The organism is Paraburkholderia acidicola (assembly GCF_002362315.1).
GTDB classification, from domain to species: Bacteria; Pseudomonadota; Gammaproteobacteria; order Burkholderiales; family Burkholderiaceae; genus Paraburkholderia; species Paraburkholderia acidicola.
In genome coordinates, this window is sequence record NZ_MTZV01000002.1 from 59,327 (window position 1) to 76,947 (window position 17,621).

Sequence of the window (17,621 nt, forward strand, 5' to 3'; positions counted from 1 at the left end):
GCCGAAATTCTATCACCGTGCGGTTGGGCCCTCGGGCATTTATGGCAAAATGCCCCGCTTCAGCAACCTCAGCCACCCGGTCGCGGCCGGCACATGGAATCTGCCGGGAATCCCCCGCTGCACGCCGCTGCGTGTTCCATGTGCCGCCTTATGCGGCCTCAAAACCGAGTCCGGCAGGAACCTCTAGACCTTATGACGGAAACCGTAGCACTCAAGATCGTCCAGCGTATCGCCACCGAACTCGCCGTCCAGCCGCGCCAGGTCGCGGCTACGGTGGAACTGCTCGATGAAGGATCGACTGTTCCGTTCATTGCCCGCTACCGGAAGGAAGTGACTGGCAATCTCGACGACACGCAATTGCGCAATCTCGAAGAGCGTCTGCTGTATCTGCGCGAACTGGAAGACCGGCGCGCATCGATCGTCGCGAGCATCGACGAACAGGGCAAGCTGACTGACGAACTGCGCGCCGCGATCGAAGGCGCGGACAGCAAGCAGGTTCTCGAAGACCTCTATCTCCCGTACAAACCGAAGCGCCGCACGCGCGCGCAGATCGCCCGCGAAGCTGGGCTCGAGCCGCTTGCGCATCTGCTGCTCGCCGAGCCGCAGCGCGATCCGCAGACCGAAGCTGCCGCGTATGTCGACGCCGAAAAAGGCGTGGCCGACATCAAAGCCGCCCTCGACGGCGCACGCGACATCCTCTCCGAACAATTCGGCGAAACCGCTGAACTGCTCGGCAAGCTGCGCGATTATCTGTTCAACCAGGGCGTCGTGTCGTCGAGCGTGGTGGAAGGCAAGGAAGGCGAAGAAGGCGAGAAATTCCGCGACTACTACGACTACTCCGAAACCATCAAGACCATCCCTTCGCATCGCGCGCTGGCGCTGTTTCGCGGCCGCAACGCGGGCGTGCTGATGGTCAAGCTCGGCCTCGGTGAAGAACTCGACGCGCAGGTGCCGCATCCCGGCGAAGCGATGATCGCGCGCCACGTCGGCGTCGCGAATCTGGGTCGGCCCGCCGACAAGTGGCTCTCCGACGTGTGCCGCTGGTGCTGGCGCGTCAAGGTACAGCCGCATATCGAAAACGAACTGCTCACGCATCTGCGCGAGGAAGCCGAGCACGAAGCGATCCGCGTGTTCGCGCGCAATCTGAAAGACCTGCTGCTCGCCGCACCCGCGGGGCCGAAGGCTGTGATCGGTCTCGATCCGGGTCTGCGCACCGGCGTGAAGGTCGCGGTAGTGGATCGCACCGGCAAGGTGCTCGCCACCGATACGATCTATCCGCACGAGCCGCGTCGCGACTGGGACGGCTCGCTCGCGCGGCTCGAGCGCATTGCCACGCATACGCGGGCGGAGCTGATCAGCATCGGTAACGGCACGGCTTCGCGCGAAACCGACAAGCTCGCGAGCGAACTGATCGCGCGCCATCCGGAATTGAAGCTGCAGAAGATCGTCGTATCGGAAGCCGGTGCCTCGGTGTACTCCGCCTCCGAACTCGCCGCGAAGGAGTTTCCGGACCTCGACGTGACGCTGCGCGGCGCGGTGTCGATTGCGCGGCGTCTGCAGGACCCGCTCGCGGAACTCGTCAAGATCGACCCGAAAGCGATCGGCGTCGGTCAGTATCAGCACGACGTGAATCAACGCGAACTCGCGCGTTCGCTCGATGCCGTCGTCGAGGATTGCGTGAACGCGGTGGGGGTCGATGCGAATACGGCATCGGTTGCGCTGCTCGCGCGCGTCTCCGGTTTGAACGCGACGCTCGCCCGCAATATCGTCGATTTCCGCGACGCAAACGGCCCGTTCCCGTCACGCGAACATCTGCGCAAGGTGCCGCGCCTCGGCGACAAAACCTTCGAACAGGCGGCAGGTTTTCTGCGCATCAATGGCGGTGAGAATCCGCTCGATCGTTCGTCGGTGCACCCGGAAGCGTACCCGGTCGTCGAACGGATTCTCGCGAAGATCAGCAAGCAGGCCGGAGATGTGCTCGGCAATCGCGAGGCGCTCGCGGGGCTGTCGCCGGCGGAATTCGTCGACGAGCGCTTCGGCTTGCCGACGGTGCGCGACATTCTCTCCGAACTCGAAAAGCCGGGCCGCGATCCGCGCCCCGAGTTCAAGACCGCGACCTTCCGCGAAGGCGTCGAGAAGATCTCCGATCTCTCTCCGGGGATGGTGCTCGAAGGTGTCGTCACAAACGTCGCAGCATTCGGCGCGTTTATCGACATCGGCGTGCATCAGGATGGCCTCGTCCACGTGTCAGCACTGTCGACGCGCTTCATCAAGGACCCGCACGAAGTCGTCAAGGCCGGGCAGATCGTCAAGGTGAAGGTGCTCGAAGTCGACGTGAAACGGCAGCGCATTGCGCTGACGATGCGTCTGGACGACGATGCCGCAGGTAGCAGCGCGCCGCGTAGCGGCGGGCAGCAGGATCGCGGCGCGGGGCGCTCAGGCGGCGCAGGCCGGCCGCAGCAGCGTTCGCGTGAGCCGGAACCCGCTGGCGGCGCGATGGCGGCGGCATTCGCGAAACTTAAGCAGCGATAGACCTGGCAGGACGCGCGTACCGGCCGTGATCGTGCGAAGCACGGCCAGCACGCGGAATTCGCGCAGCATAGACAGACGCCCGAAAACGACGAAGCCCGCGCAATTCATCTGAATTGCGCGGGCTTTTTGTTTGCCGGTCCTGGCGGTCTTGGCGACCCATGTCGAACCGCACCTCAAACCATCGGCACGCCGTCAAATCTCGATCTTCGTCCCCAACTCGACCACACGATTCGCGGGAATACTGAAGAAATCGGTCGGCTTTGCAGCGTTCTGGTGCATCCACGCGAACACCCGCTCGCGCCACACCGACATGCCCGGCAACTGCGTCGGCACCACCGTTTCGCGAGCGAGAAAGAACGACGTGTCCATCAGCTCGAAAGTCATGTCGTGCGTGCGGCCCACTTCGAGCATCACGGCCTTCACATCCGGCGTTTCGTTGAACCCGTAGACCGCCTTCACGAGATACAGACCACCATCGAGTTCCTTGAACGTCACGCGCTCCGCATCGTCGACGTAGGGGATATCGCGCGTGACGAAGGTCAGGAAGATCGTGCGTTCGTGCAGCACCTTGTTGTGCTTCAGGTTGTGCAGCAGACTCACCGGCACGAGCGTATCGCTGCCGGTCAGATAGATCGCCGTGCCCGACACGCGATGTGGCGGATGCGCAAGCAGCCCCTGAAGGAACGGCATCAACGGAATACCGTCGGCCGCAGTGCGTTCCTTCACGATCATCCTGCCCTTGAACCAGGTCATCAGCAGGAAGAACAGCAACGCACCAATACCGAGCGGCAACCAGCCGCCCTCCTCGACCTTCAGCAGGTTCGCACCGAAGAAGCCTAAATCGACAATCATGAACACCGCGATGATGAAGCCGACCAGCAGCTTGTTCCAGTTCCACACCTTGACCATCACCACACACGCGAGCACGGTCGTGATCACCATCGTCGCCGTCACCGCGATACCGTAGGCGGCCGCGAGATTGTCGGAGCTCTTGAAGGCAAGCACGATGCACAGGATGATAAACAGCAGCATCCAGTTCACCACCGGCACGTAGATCTGGCCGATCGCGAGTTCCGACGTGTGCAGGATCTTCATGCGCGGCACATAGCCGAGCTGGATGGCCTGACTCGTCAGCGAGTACGCACCGGAAATCACGGCCTGCGAAGCGATCACCGTCGCCACCGTGGACAGCACGACGAGCGGCAGCAGTGCCCAGTCGGGTGCGAGCAGGTAGAACGGATTCTGGATCGCTTTCGGGTCGTGCATCAGCAGCGCACCCTGACCGAAGTAGTTCAGCACGAGCGACGGCATCACGAGCGCATACCAGGCCATGCGGATCGGCTTCGCACCGAAATGGCCCATGTCCGCATACAGCGCTTCCGCACCGGTCAGCACCAGCACGACCGAACCGAGCACGACATACGCCTGCAGCACGTGCGCCGACATGAAGCTGAACGCGTAGTACGGATTCAATGCCTTGATGACGACCGGCGCCTGGACGATATGCGAAATGCCGAGTACGGCAAGCGTCACGAACCACACCACCATGATCGGACCGAACAGACGGCCGACGAGTGCCGTGCCGTGGCGCTGGATCCAGAACAGCAAGACGAGAATGATCATCGTCAGCGGCAACACGAGGTGGGAGAGTTTCGGCGCGGCGATCTGCAGCCCTTCGACCGCCGACAGCACCGAGATGGCCGGTGTGATCACCGCGTCGCCGTAGAACATGCACGCACCGAAGATGCCGAGCATCATCAGCAGTCCTGCCGCGCGGCTTTTCTGGTTGAACGAACGCAGCGACAGCGCCATCAGGGCGAGTACGCCGCCTTCGCCGTTATTGTCCGCGCGCATCACGAACAGCACGTACTTGATGCTGACGACCATCACGATCGCCCAGAACAGCAGCGAAATGACGCCCAGGATCGAGCTTTCGGTGAGGGGGATGCCGTGTGACGGGCTGAAGGCTTCTTTCAACGAGTACAGCGGGCTCGTGCCGATATCGCCGAAGACCACCCCGATTGCGGCGATCGCAAGAGACGGCAGAGGCTGCTTGCGCACGTGATGGTTATCTGTCATAGACGCAACGAATCCGTTCCTGAGCGGAGTAAAGCGAGCGCTATTCTAACTGCGGGCTGAGAGCCACTGTCCAGTCGTTGCGATCGCGCGACGCACACGGTCCGCGCAGTGTAGCATCGCGTCCGTGGCAAGTCTGTGTGTGGAAATAGTTGCGGGCGCCACGGCGGCAGACGGTTGCACCGTTATGCACACCGCTCGCACAGGCACAAAAAAACGGAGCCATCGAGGCTCCGTTTACCGATGCAGCAACGCTATCGCAGCGCATCCGCGTGGGCGTCGTCGATCATGCCTTCGACGCGGCATCCTGCGCCGTCCCGCGTTTGATCCATGCGCCGAGGTTATGCGGACGCACGGTGTCCCATTCCTCGAACGGCTGATGAATCCACGGGTTGGTCGGCAGATACTGCACGCTATAGTCCGGCTTCACTTTCGAGCAGCCCTTGTACCACAGCACCGCCGAGCGCACCGCCGTGATGGCCGGATAACGCTCCTTCAGATGCTGCTGCACGCGCGCCAGCGTCACGCCCGAATCGACCAGATCGTCGACCAGCAGCACGTTGCCGGACAGCTCGCCGCGCGTCATCGTGATGTATTGCGCGATGTCGAGTTCGCCCTGCTCGGTGCCCGCGGCTTCGCGATACGAACTGGTGGCGAGAATGGCGAGCGGCAGATCGTAGATGCGCGACAGCTGGTCACCGACGCGCAACCCACCGCGTGCGAGGCACAGGATCTTGTCGAACTTCCAGCCCGAATCGTGCACGGAGAGCGCAAGCAATTCGATCAGCCGATGATATTCGTCCCAGCCGACCCACAGGTTCTTGTCGTCGTTGCGAGGGTCTTTCATCGCAATCATGGGTACACCCTGCGTCATGAGTTAGACCTTGAACGGGTGGCGCAACAGGATCGTTTCATCGCGATCAGGACCGGTCGAGACCATGTCGACCGGCACGCCTGCGACTTCCTGCACGCGTGTCAGGTACGCACGTGCATTGGCGGGCAGCTTGTCCCATTCCTTGATGCCGACCGTGCTTTCCTTCCAGCCGCCGAACGTTTCGTACACCGGCACGCAACGCGACACTTCCGATGCACCGCGCGGCAGGATGTCGATGCTGCGACCGTCGAGCGTATAGCCCACGCACAGCTTCACTTCGTCGAGACCGTCGAGCACGTCGAGCTTCGTCATGCACAGGCCCGATATGCCGTTGATCTGGATCGAGCGACGCAGCGCCGCTGCATCGAGCCAGCCGGTGCGGCGCGGACGGCCGGTCACCGAACCGAATTCCTTGCCGACGTTGGCAAGCGTTACGCCGATCTGATCCTGACGCTGGGGATTGTCGGCGTCGTACAGCTCGCTCGGGAACGGGCCCGAGCCGACGCGCGTGCAATACGCCTTGGTAATGCCGAGGATGTAGTGGAGCTTCTGCGGACCGACGCCCGCGCCCGCGGTCGCCGCACCGGCGACGCAGTTGCTCGACGTGACGAACGGATAGGTGCCGTGATCGATATCGAGCAGCGTGCCCTGCGCACCTTCGAACAGCAGGTTGCGGCCGGCTTCGTTCTCGTCGTAGAGGCGGCGCGACACGTCGGTGACCATCGGTTTCAGACGGTCGGCGTAGCTCAGCATGGTGTCGAGCGTCTGCTGGAAATCGACCGGTGCCGCACCGAGGTACTGGGTCAGCACGAAGTTGTGATAGTCGAGGTTTTCGCGCAGACGCGCGGCGAACAGCTCCGGCTCGAACAGGTCCTGCACGCGCAGGCCGCGGCGCGCCACCTTGTCTTCGTATGCCGGACCGATGCCGCGACCCGTAGTGCCGATCTTGCCCGCGCCGCGGCGCGCTTCGCGGCCCTGGTCGATGGCGATGTGATACGGCAGGATCAGCGTGGTGGCTTCGGAGATGAAGAGACGCTTCTGGACGTCGACACCGGCGGATTCGAGTTCGCCGATTTCCTTGAACAGCGCTTCGGGCGACAGCACGACGCCGTTGCCGATGTAGCATGCGACGCCCGGATGCATGATGCCCGACGGGATCAGGCGCAAGATCGTTTTCTTGCCGCCGATGATCAGCGTGTGGCCGGCATTGTGGCCGCCCTGGAAGCGCACGACGCCATGGGCGTGGTCCGTCAGCCAGTCGACGATCTTGCCCTTGCCCTCATCACCCCACTGGGTCCCCACCACGACGACGTTGCGCCCGGCGTTCACATTCACTGCGCTGGCAGACATGTTGTTTCGTAAGCTGGTTAAAAACGTATTTTACCTATGTTCGCGGAAGGTTCCGAATTTTTACGTTTCCGCTCAAAGGTATAGACGGGATGGCAGGCGGCGGCGTCACTTCTGCGCCGTCGCTTGCGGGTTTATTCAGTTGCGCGCTTCGACGACCCATGCGCCGTTGCGCTCGACCAGCACCCGGTCACAAGCGAATTCGTCGAGCGCGTGGTCGTGGCCCGGCAATGCCTGGATCACGACCTCGCCGGCATCGCGCAGTGCTGCCACGCTCGCGCGCAACGCGTCGTCATGCTGCCACGGCGCGAGAATCGCGCTGCTGCGCGCCTCTACCGGCGAAATACGCGCGACTTCGCGCAGATCGAGCGAAAAACCGGTCGCAGCACGCGCCCGGCCGTATGCCTGGCCCACGTGGTCGTAACGGCCCCCGCGCGCCACCGCGTTTGGCACGCCGTCCACATAGGCAGAGAACATCACGCCGCTGTGATACGTGTAGCCGCGCAGGTCGGCCAGATCGATCATCACTTCGGCGCCGTCGACCTGGGCCGCAAGGAACGCCAGATCGTCGAGCGCACGGGCGATTTCCGGTGCGTTCGGCAAACGCGCACGCGCCTCGTCGAGCACCGAGGCATCGCCGTAGAGCGTCGGCAGCACACGCAGCGCGTCGCGTGTGACAGGCTGCAGAGCCGCCGTCAGCTCAACGAGCCGTGGCACGTCCTTACCCGCCAGCGCCTCGAAAAGCGGTTCGCCAAGCGCCTCAGCCGCCGGCTCGGTATCGATCAGCGCAGCCAGCACGCCGGCGTGGCACAGGTCGAGCCGCACCTTCGCGAGACCGGCGAGACGCAGCGCGTCGAGCATCAGTTGCTGGATTTCGAGGTCTGCTTCGAGCCCGGCATGACCGTAGATTTCGGCGCCGATCTGGATCTGCTCGCGCGTGGCATGCAGACCGCGCGGACGGGTATGCACGACGTTGCCCGCGTAGCACAGGCGCGTCACACCCTGACGGTTCAGCAGATGCGCGTCGATCCGCGCGACCTGCGGCGTAATGTCCGCGCGCAGCCCGAGCGTGCGGCCGGACAACTGGTCAACGAGCTTGAAGGTGCGCAGATCCAGATCGCTACCGCCGCCCGTGAGCAGCGACTCGATGTATTCGAGCAGCGGCGGCATCACCATCTCGTAGCCGTAGGCGCGGAACCGGTCCAGCAGTCTGCGCCGCAACTCTTCGATCTTGCGGGCCTCCGACGGCAATACGTCGGCAATATTCTCGGGAAGTAACCAGGTCGACATCGGTGCAGTCCTACGACGGTAAGCACGGCGCGCGTCGGGCGCCGTCGGGAAAAGGCAAGCGGGCACGGAAAGCGGTGTACGGCACACTGGATTCGACGCGTGCCCGTTTTTGGGCCACGACGTGCGATCAAAAGCGCGCCCGAACGCCTTGAATGGTACGTACGGCTGCGGCGCGCGGCCATCGCAGCGCCACGTACTAACGCTCAGGTCGCGATCAGCAGCAGTACGAGGCCCAGCGCCATCACGATCAGGCCGCCGATCCGGATATGGTGCGGCGGCCGCTCCGCTATTCTACGAAACGTGTCGCGCCACGCGCTCGGGAAAACGAAGGGAAACATCCCTTCGATGATCAGCATCAGTGCGATCGCGAGCAATAACGAGCCGGCTATGTCCATTCGAGGGCGATGCCGCGATGCGTGTGCCGCGGCGCTCCGGTAATCAGTGTTTGCGTGGCGCCGCAGCGGCGTCCGGCGATGCAGCACCGGACGGACTACGCATGAAGCGGAAGAAGTCGCTGCTGGGGTCCACGACGATCACGTCGTTCGGCTTGAAGCTGTTCCGGTAGGCCAGCATGCTCTGATAGAACTCGTAGAACTGCGGGTCGCGACCGAACGCATCGGCGGCAATCGATGCCGCATTGCCATCGCCCTCGCCCTTGATCGTCTGCGCCTGCTGGTACGCATCGGCGAGCAGCGCCTGCTGCTTGCGATCCGCATCGGCCTTGATCTGGTCCGCTGCAGATGCGCCTTTGGCGCGCTCCTCGCTCGCAGCCTGCTCGCGTGCGGCGATCATCCGCTTGTACACCGAGTCGGCCATCGCGGCGGGGAAATCGATACGCGTCAGCTGCACGGCAAGCACGTCGACACCCAGCGACGCGGCCGCTTTCTGCATGCTGTCGCGTGCTTCGTTCGCGATGTCCTGCTGCTTCGCGAGCGCGTCGGCCACCGTGTACTTCGCGAACGCATCGCCGAGCGCGCTGCGCGCCAGCAGTGCGAGCCGGTCGGGCAGGCCCTGAGTATCGCCCTTGGTCTCAGCCACGAGCTTCAGCGGATCGCTCACGCGATACTTGATCACCGGGTTGACGAGCAGACCGGTCTTGTCGGCGCTGACGTAATTATTTTCGTCCGGCGTGTCGAGCGACTGGATTCGCGTGTCGATCAACGTGACGGTCTGCAGCGGCGCAGGCAGCTTCACATGCAGACCGGGGCCCGCCAGCGTACCGGCGGCGCTGTCGCGTCCGGACACCACCGCCATATGACGTTGATCGACGACGAACACCGTCGACGAGGCGACGAACAGCACGACCACGATAGCGACGACGAGTGCAATGATTCGATTCATGATGCGCTCCTCATTGCGACACGTCGTCTTCGCGACTGCGGTCGCGAAGACTGTCGCGCGAGCGGAATGCATCGCTGGCGGCGGTTGCCGCCTGGCTGGCGGGAACCGCCGGCACTGCGGAGATAGCGGCGCCCGTGGCGCCCGATGTCGTGGCTGCTGCAGCGGCAGCCGAGGCGGCGCTCGCGTCTTGCGGCGCGGAAGCGGCTGCGTTCGGATTCGGAGTGACGGCGGCCGCGGCCGCTGCATCCGAGGCCCGCTGACGCGTCTGCTCGACGAGTTTATCGAGCGGCAGATACAGCACGTTGTTACCCGCCTTGCTGTCGACGAACACCTTCGTCGTATTCGAATAGATATGCTGCATCGTGTCCAGATACATACGTTCGCGGATCACCGCAGGGGCCTTCGAATACTGCGCGTAGACCTGCTTGAAGCGCGCCGCATCGCCTTGCGCCTGGGCGACTACGCGGTCGCTGTAGGCTTTCGCTTCGTCGATCATGCGCGCGGCATCGGCTTGTGCACGCGGCAACAGGTCGTTTGCATACGCCTGCGCGTCGCGCGTCGCGCGCTCGTTGTCCAGATGGGCTTTCGACGCGTCGTCGAAGGCGGCCTGCACCTGGTCCGGTGCCTTGACGCCCTGGATCGTTACGCCCGTCACGACGAGGCCGGTATGGTATGCGTCGAGCGACTGCTGGATCGAATCGCTCAATTGCTGGCGGATTGCTTCGCGATCCTGATAGAGGATATCGTCGGTGCTGCGCGCACCGACGATGCTGCGCACCGCCGCCTGGGCTGCCTGCGTCACGCTCTGGTCGGGGTCGACGCTGCGGAACAGATAGTCGGTGGGCTTGCGCACCTGGTACTGCACGGAAAAGCGCACGTCGACGATATCGGCGTCGTGCGTGAGCATCGATGCGTCCTTCACGTTGGCGGGCCGCACGACGTTGTCACGCCCGATCTCGACCGAATGGATCTGACCGACGTTGACGACTTCGTGGGTTTCAAACGGATACGGCAGACGCCAGTGCACGCCCTGGTTCGCGGTGTAGCGGTACTGACCGAACTGCGACACGACGGCCGCCTGACCATCCTGCACGACGAATACGCCGCTGCCGAGATAGATCGCGATCAGCACGCCAACCACGATACCGACCCCGATCTGCGCGTTGCGACCGTTGTCCGGACGACGCTCGCCGCCACCGCCCGAGCCCTTGCGGCCGAACAGACCGGACAGCCGGCGATTGAAGTCGCGCCACATCTCGTCGAGATCCGGCGGCCCGTCACCGTCCTTGCCGTTTTGCGGACGGCGTGGGTCGTTCGGGCGCTGCCGGGAGCCATTGTCGTCGCGCCGTCCCCAACGCGGATCGTTCAGCGACAGGATGGCGCGCAGACGCAGCCAGGTACTCCGCTCGTTGTATTCGTTCACCTGAGTTCGTTCACCAGAATAGACAGCCGGTCAATGCAATGTGGAACGGGTCAAAGCCCGTGTTCTGGGATCTTGCGGTGCTCGTGCGGAGCCGCGGACAGCGCTTCTTCAGGCAGCAACTCAGGCAGCGAAGGAGCCGCGTCGGCAAGATGTTCGGCAGTAGCGATTTCAGCGATGGCAGCACGCAGCGTGTCCAGTCCCTGCCCCGTGCGCGCGCTCAAAAAGACGCGCGAAATATTACCATACTCATCCCTTTCAACCGCGTCGCCGCGGGCCGCCAGCTCGGGCACCGCGTCGATCTTGTTGAACACCAGCACCTGGCGGATCGCGTCCGCACCGATCTCGTGAAGCACCTCGTTCACTTGATCGATCTGGTCGAGCCGCACCGCGCTCGATGCATCGACGACGTGCAGCAGCAAGTCAGCGTGAATCGTTTCTTCAAGCGTTGCGCGGAACGCCGCGACCAGTTGGTGAGGCAGTTCGCGGATGAAGCCCACCGTGTCGGACACGACCACCTGCCCCACCTCGTCACCGAGGTAGACACGCCGCGAGGTGGTATCGAGTGTCGCGAACAACTGATCGGCCGCATACGCCTGCGCTTTCGTCAGCGCATTGAAGAGTGTCGACTTGCCCGCGTTCGTATAGCCAACGAGCGACACCGACATGGTCCGGTTGCGCTCGCGCGCACGCCGTTGCGTGCCGTGCTGCCGACGCAATTTCTCGAGCCGCGTCTTGAGCGCCTTGATGCGTTCGCCGATCAACCGGCGGTCAGTTTCGAGCTGGGTTTCACCCGGACCGCGCAGGCCGATACCGCCTTTTTGCCGTTCCAGGTGAGTCCACGCGCGGATCAGCCGCGTCGACAGGTATTGCAGTTGGGCGAGCTCGACCTGCAGCTTGCCTTCGTGGCTGCGGGCGCGCTGCGCAAAAATATCGAGAATCAAACTCGTGCGATCGATCACGCGCCTGTTAAGCGCTTGCTCCAGATTGCGCTGCTGAGCCGGCGCGAGAGCATGATTGAAGATGACAAGTTCGATGTCGTTCGCCTCGCACGCAAGACGCAACTCTTCGACCTTGCCGCTGCCAACAAACATCCTGGCATCGGGACTCGAACGGCGTCCGGTGAGGGTAACGGCGGGATGAGCGCCCGCGCTTTTCGCGAGCAGGCTGAGTTCTTCGAGACTGGCTACGAAATCGATCTTTCCGAAGTCGACGCCGACAAGCGCTGCATTGATCAAATTGGTGGTGGTCAAAATGAGGCGGCCGGTCAGGATCGCCAGTGGGCGACGCGGGCCGGCCGCGATGAGGAATTAGGACGCTGTTTCAGAATCAGGGTGGAAATTCACCGGACGGGCAGGCACAACAGTCGAAATAGCGTGCTTGTACACCATCTGGGTCACCGTATTCCGGAGCAACACGACGTACTGGTCGAACGATTCGATGTTCCCTTGAAGCTTGATGCCGTTGACCAGGTAGATCGACACCGGCACATGCTCTTTACGCAGTGCGTTCAAAAACGGGTCTTGTAACAATTGCCCTTTGTTGCTCATAGCAAACTCCGTATTTTTTTGCAGGTTGACTGAATTGTCGGCGAAGAAAAAGAGATCCGCCGTCAATCGCTACACTATAGCCGATTTTCATTTTTGCGCGCTGGCCTGGCCATGCGGCCAAACCCAGTATGCACGCGGGTTTCAGGCTGAACTTCAGTTTGAATCTCAGCCTTTGTCCGCGTAGGGGTTCGTCGACGAACGAAACTCTATTCGCAATGGAGTTCCCGCCAGCCCGAAAGTTTCCCGGAAGCGTTTTTCAAGGTAGCGCTTATAGGTGTCCGTGATCGCGTCGAGCGCGTTGCCGTGAATCACGATGAGCGGCGGGTTCTGGCCGCCCTGGTGCGCATAGCGCAGCTTCGGTCGCACCGGGCCGCGACGACGCGGCTGCTGGAATTCGACAGCGTCGATCAATGCGCGGGTCAGCTTCGGCGTCGGCAGCTTGGCCATCGCAGCTGCATACGCGTCGTCGACGGAACGCATCAATGCACCGATGCCGGTATTTTCCGACGCTGAAATAAAGTGAAATTTCGCGAACTCAAGAAATTTTAGCTTGCGCTCTAAATCCGATTTCGTACGCTCGCGCACATGAGGATCAAGGCCATCCCACTTGTTCACGCCGACCACGAGCGCACGCCCCTGTTCGACGACGAACCCCGCGATGTGTGCATCCTGATCCGAGATGTCCTGCCGCGCATCGAGCATGAGGATCACGACGTTCGCATCGGAGATCGACTGCAGCGTCTTCACCACCGAGAATTTCTCGATCGCCTCGAACACCTTGCCGCGACGACGCAGACCCGCGGTGTCGATCAGCGTGTACTTCTTGCCCTGCCGTTCGAAGTCGATGTAAATCGAATCGCGCGTCGTGCCAGGCATATCGAACGCGATCACGCGTTCTTCGCCGAGCAACGTGTTCACGAGCGTCGACTTGCCGACATTCGGCCGCCCAACGATCGCGATCTTGACACCGCGCGCTTCCTTCTCTTCTTCGCTTTCTTCAGGTTGCCCTGCATACGCGACTTCGAGCGCATCGCCAATCATCTCGCTCACACCGTCGCCGTGCGCGGAGGAAATGGCACGCGGATCGCCGAGGCCGAGTTCGTAGAAGTCGGCGGCGACCGCGCTGTACTTCATGCCTTCGGCCTTGTTCACGACGAGGAAGATCGGCCGGCCCGTCTTGCGCAGATAGTCGGCGATCGTCTTGTCCTGCGGAGCCAGCCCGTTTCGACCGTCGACAATGAACACGACAATGTCCGATTCCGCGACGGCCTGGCGCGTTTGCCGCGCCATTTCATGCAGGATGCCGTCTTTCGCGACGGGCTCGAAGCCACCGGTGTCGACCACCAGGTACGGCCGTTCGCCGACCCGCCCTTCGCCATAGTGGCGATCGCGTGTCAGCCCCGGCAGGTCGGCGACAAGAGCGTCGCGCGAGCGTGTCAGGCGGTTGAACAGCGTGGATTTCCCCACATTGGGGCGCCCGACGAGGGCAATTACGGGTTTCATCGAATGTTGTTCACGGTGAAGCGCGGCGCACGGAAACACGGTGTGCCGCGTGGCGACGCCAGGCGGCCGGTTCGCGGCAGCGCTTGACGAAAATTATCACGAATCCGGCCGGGGCCGGACGCACAGGCAACTCGCGCGTCCAGACGGTCCAGGGACCAAGCTGGGTCGATACACGGGCCAACGCCCGGCCGACGCGCCAGGCTCTCGCGCCGGAGCCGGACCCTGTTGCGGTTCCGGCGATCATGGGTTCTGCGATGCCTGCCTGACCACACTTCATACAACGCCAATGCAACGGCGTGGTTCAGTGCTGGTTCGACCGGCTTGTTCGGGCGGCACGCAAGGCCGCCTGAGGATTATCGTGCAGCGTTAAAACGCAGACGGCCGGCAACACAGCCGGCCTGCACGTCGTACGGGAGTTGCCGCGACAGGATCAATCAGCGCGGACGGAACCCGTACAGGTCGCCGTCGTGCGTCTGCACGACGAGCGTGTCGCCGGCCAGCACCGGCGGGGCAGTAATCGCGCTGCCATCGGTTTTCATCCGCGCGATGAACGTACCATCGTCGCGCGACAGGAAATGCACAAAGCCCTGATAGTCGCCGACTACGACCGCCCGGCCCAGCAGATACGGAATGCTGACCTCGCGGTTCTTCAGCTTGTCGGTGTGCCACAGTGCGCTGCCGTTCGATGCATCGAACGCCCAGACCACCGACCAGTCGTCGCCGCCGACCACCGCGCGCTCATCCTGAGCGACCCCACTCGTGCTCGAGAACGGTTTCTCCCACACCGGGCGCCCCGAGTTCGCATCGAAGCAGCCGAGCTGCCCCTGGAACGTCGCGGCGCAGGTCTGTGCACCGACGAGCGTAGGCGCGCCAGTCACGTCGTTGATCCGCTCGACTTCGGTCACGCCCTTCGGATACGACACCGGTGTCTGCCAGAACGCATCGCCGCTTTGCAGGTTGATTGCAGCAAACGATCCGCCCGGGAAGCCTGCCAGCACGCCGACATCGGCGGCGAACGTCATGCCCGACGATACGCGCAGATTGAGCGGCACCGCGCGGTTACGATAGATCCACTTCTGCTCGCCGGTTTCCGCGTTGAACGCAGCGATCTGACCGTCGATCGTCCGTACCACCACATAGCCGTTGCCGACGAGCGGCGGCGAAATGATCTCGCCCTGCACAGTCGACTTCCACAGCAGCTTGCCGTCGGGTCCGAGCACATAGACGCCGCCCTTCAGCGCGCCTACGGCGGTCAGCGTACCGTCGCTGCCTACCCCAGCCGACAGATCGCTACCGACCTTCGTGCGCCAGATGTCCTTGCCGGTCTTCGCGTCGATCTTCGCCACCGAACCATTGGTGCCTGCCGCGTAGATCGAGTCGCCTACCGCGACCGGCGAGAACAGGTAACGTCCGGCCTTGCCGACACTCGACTTCCACGCGAGCTGCACATCGAGCACGGATTTGAACTGGGTGAGCGGCGTCGGCTCGCGGCGCTCGTCTTTCGTGGATGAGCAAGCCGCCAGGGTGAGCACGGTCATCGCACAGGCAACGGGCACAGCGTAACGTTTCAGCAGATTCATCAGTGAACCAGGCAAGGATGGTGAGTTAATCGATGGGAGGTGACACGTCGCAGCGTGACGTTCAACCACCCAGTGCGTCCAGCTTGAACTGGATCAGTTGACGAGCCGACGAATCGGTTTTCGGCAGCGTGTCGAGCGCGAGCTTGTAAGCAGTACGCGCATCGTCGCGCTTGCCCTGGGCTGCGAGCAGATCGCCGCGGCCGTTGGCAACAACGCCCTTGAAGGCATCCGACTGCGGCTCCGCGAGCAGCGCGAGGCCTGCGTCATACGCCTTTTCGTCAAGCAGCAGCGAAGCGAGTCGCAGCTTCGCGATCTGGCGGAATTCGTCGTCTTTCGCGTGGTCGACAGTCCATTGCAACTGCGCCTTCGCGGCGGGCTCGTCGCCTGCCGTATAGAGCGCCTTCGCTGCGCTGAGCGCAGTCATCTGCGCATAGGCCGTGCTGCTGAACTTGTCTTCCATATCAGCGGCGACGCGCGACACCTTGGCTTTATCGCCGGATGCGACCGCCTGCTGCACCTGGTCGTACAGCACCGAAGCTTCCGCTGCCTGGCGACGCTGCCAGAAATTCCAGCCGTTCCAGCTAGCTGCGGCCACGAGCACGATCAGGACAACCCACGTGGTCGAATTGCCCCACTGCGTCCACCATGCCTTCAGACTTTCAATCGATTCTTGTTCGTCGTGGTAACTCATCGCCGGGCGATCCCTTCTTCCTTATATCTGTTCATATCGAGCCGCAAACGCGCCGCCGCGATCAGTCCTCGCCGTCTTCGGCGGTTGCAACCATCGCATTGATTAGAAATTCGGTCAAGTCTTCGGCGGGAACGTTATGTTGTTCACTCTTACCGCCACTTTCATCCATGCCGCGCAGCGGTTTGACCCCAACCGTGCCGTTCGCGATCTCGTCTTCGCCGAGAATCACCGCGAACGCAGCGCCGCTGGCATCGGCGCGCTTCATCTGCGACTTGAAGCTCGCCGTCTGGCCGTCCGGGCTGCAATGCAGGATCACATCGACGCCCGTATCGCGCAGCCGTTCGGCAAGGATAAACGCCTGCTCGCGCGCCGCATCGCCCTGGTGAACCACATACACGTCGCAGCCTTCGGCTTCAGGTACGAGGTTCTCTTCCTTCAGGAGCTCGAGGATACGCTCGACGCCCATTGCCCAACCACACGCCGCCGTTGGCTTGCCACCGAGCTGCTCGATTAGCGGATCGTAGCGACCGCCCGCTGCGACGGTACCCTGCGCGCCGAGCTTGTCCGTGATCCACTCGAACACCGTCAGATTGTAGTAATCGAGACCGCGCACGAGCCGCGGATTGATCTTGAACGGAATGTTGTTCGACTTGAGGATGCGTTGCAGCCCGTCGAAGTGCGCACGCGATTCCTCGCCGAGAAAATCGATCAGCTTCGGCGCGTTCTGCGCGATTTCCTGCAGCGCCGGATTCTTCGTGTCCAGCACGCGCAGCGGATTCGTATACAGCCGGCGCTTTGCGTCCTCGTCGAGCACGTCCATGTGCTTTTCCAGGTACGCGATCAGTTCGACGCGATGCGCGGCGCGTTCGTGCGCAAGACCGAGCGAGTTGATCTCGAGACGGATACCGCTCAGCCCGAGATCGTCCCACAGGCGCTGGCACATCAGGATGATCTCAGCATCGGTATCCGGACCGGCAAAACCGAGCGCCTCGACACCAACCTGATGGAACTGGCGATAACGCCCGCGCTGCGGACGCTCATGACGGAACATCGGACCGACGTACCACAGCCGCTTCGGACCGTCGTACAGCAGGTTGTGTTCGATGGTTGCGCGCACAACCGCGGCGGTGTTCTCCGGACGCATGGTCAGGTTCTCGCCGTTCAGTGCGTCGGTGAAGCTGTACATCTCCTTCTCGACGATGTCCGTTACTTCACCGATGCCGCGCGTGAACAGTTGCGTATGTTCGAGGATCGGCGTGCGGATGTTCTGGTATCCGTACGAACGCAACATCGACTTCACCGTCGCTTCGAAAAACTCCCACAGCCCGGCTTCCTGCGGAAGGATATCGTTCATGCCCTTCACACCGGACAACTTTTCGAGCTTCTTCTTCTGTTCTGTCATCTGTCTTCGATCGAC

At 62.7% G+C, this 17,621-nt stretch carries 14 protein-coding genes; 1 reads left to right on the forward strand and 13 read right to left on the reverse strand.

The window, feature by feature from the left end:
• Window positions 1-192 precede the first annotated feature (192 nt).
• Window positions 193-2,532: a Tex family protein gene (locus BWP39_RS02320; protein ID WP_096716779.1), complete on the forward strand. Its 2,340-nt coding sequence runs from the start codon at window positions 193-195 to the stop codon at window positions 2,530-2,532.
• Between the two features lie 192 nt (window positions 2,533-2,724).
• On the opposite strand, the gene BWP39_RS02325 is transcribed toward BWP39_RS02320, so the two are convergent.
• From BWP39_RS02325 to hisS, 13 genes are all read right to left on the reverse strand, one after another.
• Window positions 2,725-4,611, reverse strand: a complete 1,887-nt coding sequence (locus tag BWP39_RS02325) for a potassium transporter Kup (protein ID WP_096716780.1) — start codon at window positions 4,609-4,611, stop codon at window positions 2,725-2,727.
• 283 nt (window positions 4,612-4,894) lie between these two features.
• Window positions 4,895-5,482 carry a phosphoribosyltransferase gene (locus tag BWP39_RS02330; RefSeq protein ID WP_235851365.1) on the reverse strand — a complete coding sequence of 196 codons (588 nt, stop codon included), beginning with the start codon at window positions 5,480-5,482 and terminating at the stop codon, window positions 4,895-4,897.
• Window positions 5,483-5,485: 3 nt separating this feature from the next.
• On the reverse strand, window positions 5,486-6,832 hold the full coding sequence (locus BWP39_RS02335; RefSeq protein WP_091014088.1) for an adenylosuccinate synthase: 1,347 nt from the start codon (window positions 6,830-6,832) through the stop codon (window positions 5,486-5,488).
• 135 nt (window positions 6,833-6,967) lie between these two features.
• Window positions 6,968-8,119: an ATP phosphoribosyltransferase regulatory subunit gene (locus BWP39_RS02340; protein ID WP_096716781.1), complete on the reverse strand. Its 1,152-nt coding sequence runs from the start codon at window positions 8,117-8,119 to the stop codon at window positions 6,968-6,970.
• 203 nt (window positions 8,120-8,322) lie between these two features.
• Window positions 8,323-8,514, reverse strand: a complete 192-nt coding sequence (locus BWP39_RS02345) for a DUF2065 domain-containing protein (protein ID WP_091014097.1) — start codon at window positions 8,512-8,514, stop codon at window positions 8,323-8,325.
• A 43-nt stretch (window positions 8,515-8,557) separates the two neighbouring features.
• Window positions 8,558-9,460, reverse strand: coding sequence for a protease modulator HflC (gene hflC / locus BWP39_RS02350; protein ID WP_096716782.1), 903 nt, complete (start codon window positions 9,458-9,460; stop codon window positions 8,558-8,560).
• Between the two features lie 10 nt (window positions 9,461-9,470).
• Window positions 9,471-10,883, reverse strand: a complete 1,413-nt coding sequence (gene hflK / locus BWP39_RS02355) for an FtsH protease activity modulator HflK (protein ID WP_096716783.1) — start codon at window positions 10,881-10,883, stop codon at window positions 9,471-9,473.
• Window positions 10,884-10,933: 50 nt separating this feature from the next.
• Complete coding sequence (gene hflX, locus BWP39_RS02360) at window positions 10,934-12,133, reverse strand: GTPase HflX (RefSeq protein WP_096716784.1); 1,200 nt, start codon at window positions 12,131-12,133, stop codon at window positions 10,934-10,936.
• Between the two features lie 57 nt (window positions 12,134-12,190).
• Window positions 12,191-12,430, reverse strand: a complete 240-nt coding sequence (hfq, locus tag BWP39_RS02365; protein ID WP_091014112.1) for an RNA chaperone Hfq — start codon at window positions 12,428-12,430, stop codon at window positions 12,191-12,193.
• Window positions 12,431-12,595: 165 nt separating this feature from the next.
• A complete protein-coding gene (gene der, locus BWP39_RS02370) occupies window positions 12,596-13,933 on the reverse strand; it encodes a ribosome biogenesis GTPase Der (protein ID WP_091014767.1) in 1,338 nt (445 codons plus the stop codon).
• A gap of 434 nt (window positions 13,934-14,367) precedes the next feature.
• On the reverse strand, window positions 14,368-15,513 hold the full coding sequence (gene bamB / locus BWP39_RS02375) for an outer membrane protein assembly factor BamB (protein ID WP_096716785.1): 1,146 nt from the start codon (window positions 15,511-15,513) through the stop codon (window positions 14,368-14,370).
• A gap of 61 nt (window positions 15,514-15,574) precedes the next feature.
• Window positions 15,575-16,204: a YfgM family protein gene (locus BWP39_RS02380; protein ID WP_096716786.1), complete on the reverse strand. Its 630-nt coding sequence runs from the start codon at window positions 16,202-16,204 to the stop codon at window positions 15,575-15,577.
• A gap of 61 nt (window positions 16,205-16,265) precedes the next feature.
• A complete protein-coding gene (gene hisS, locus BWP39_RS02385) occupies window positions 16,266-17,606 on the reverse strand; it encodes a histidine--tRNA ligase (RefSeq protein ID WP_096716787.1) in 1,341 nt (446 codons plus the stop codon).
• Between the last annotated feature and the right edge of the window lie 15 nt (window positions 17,607-17,621).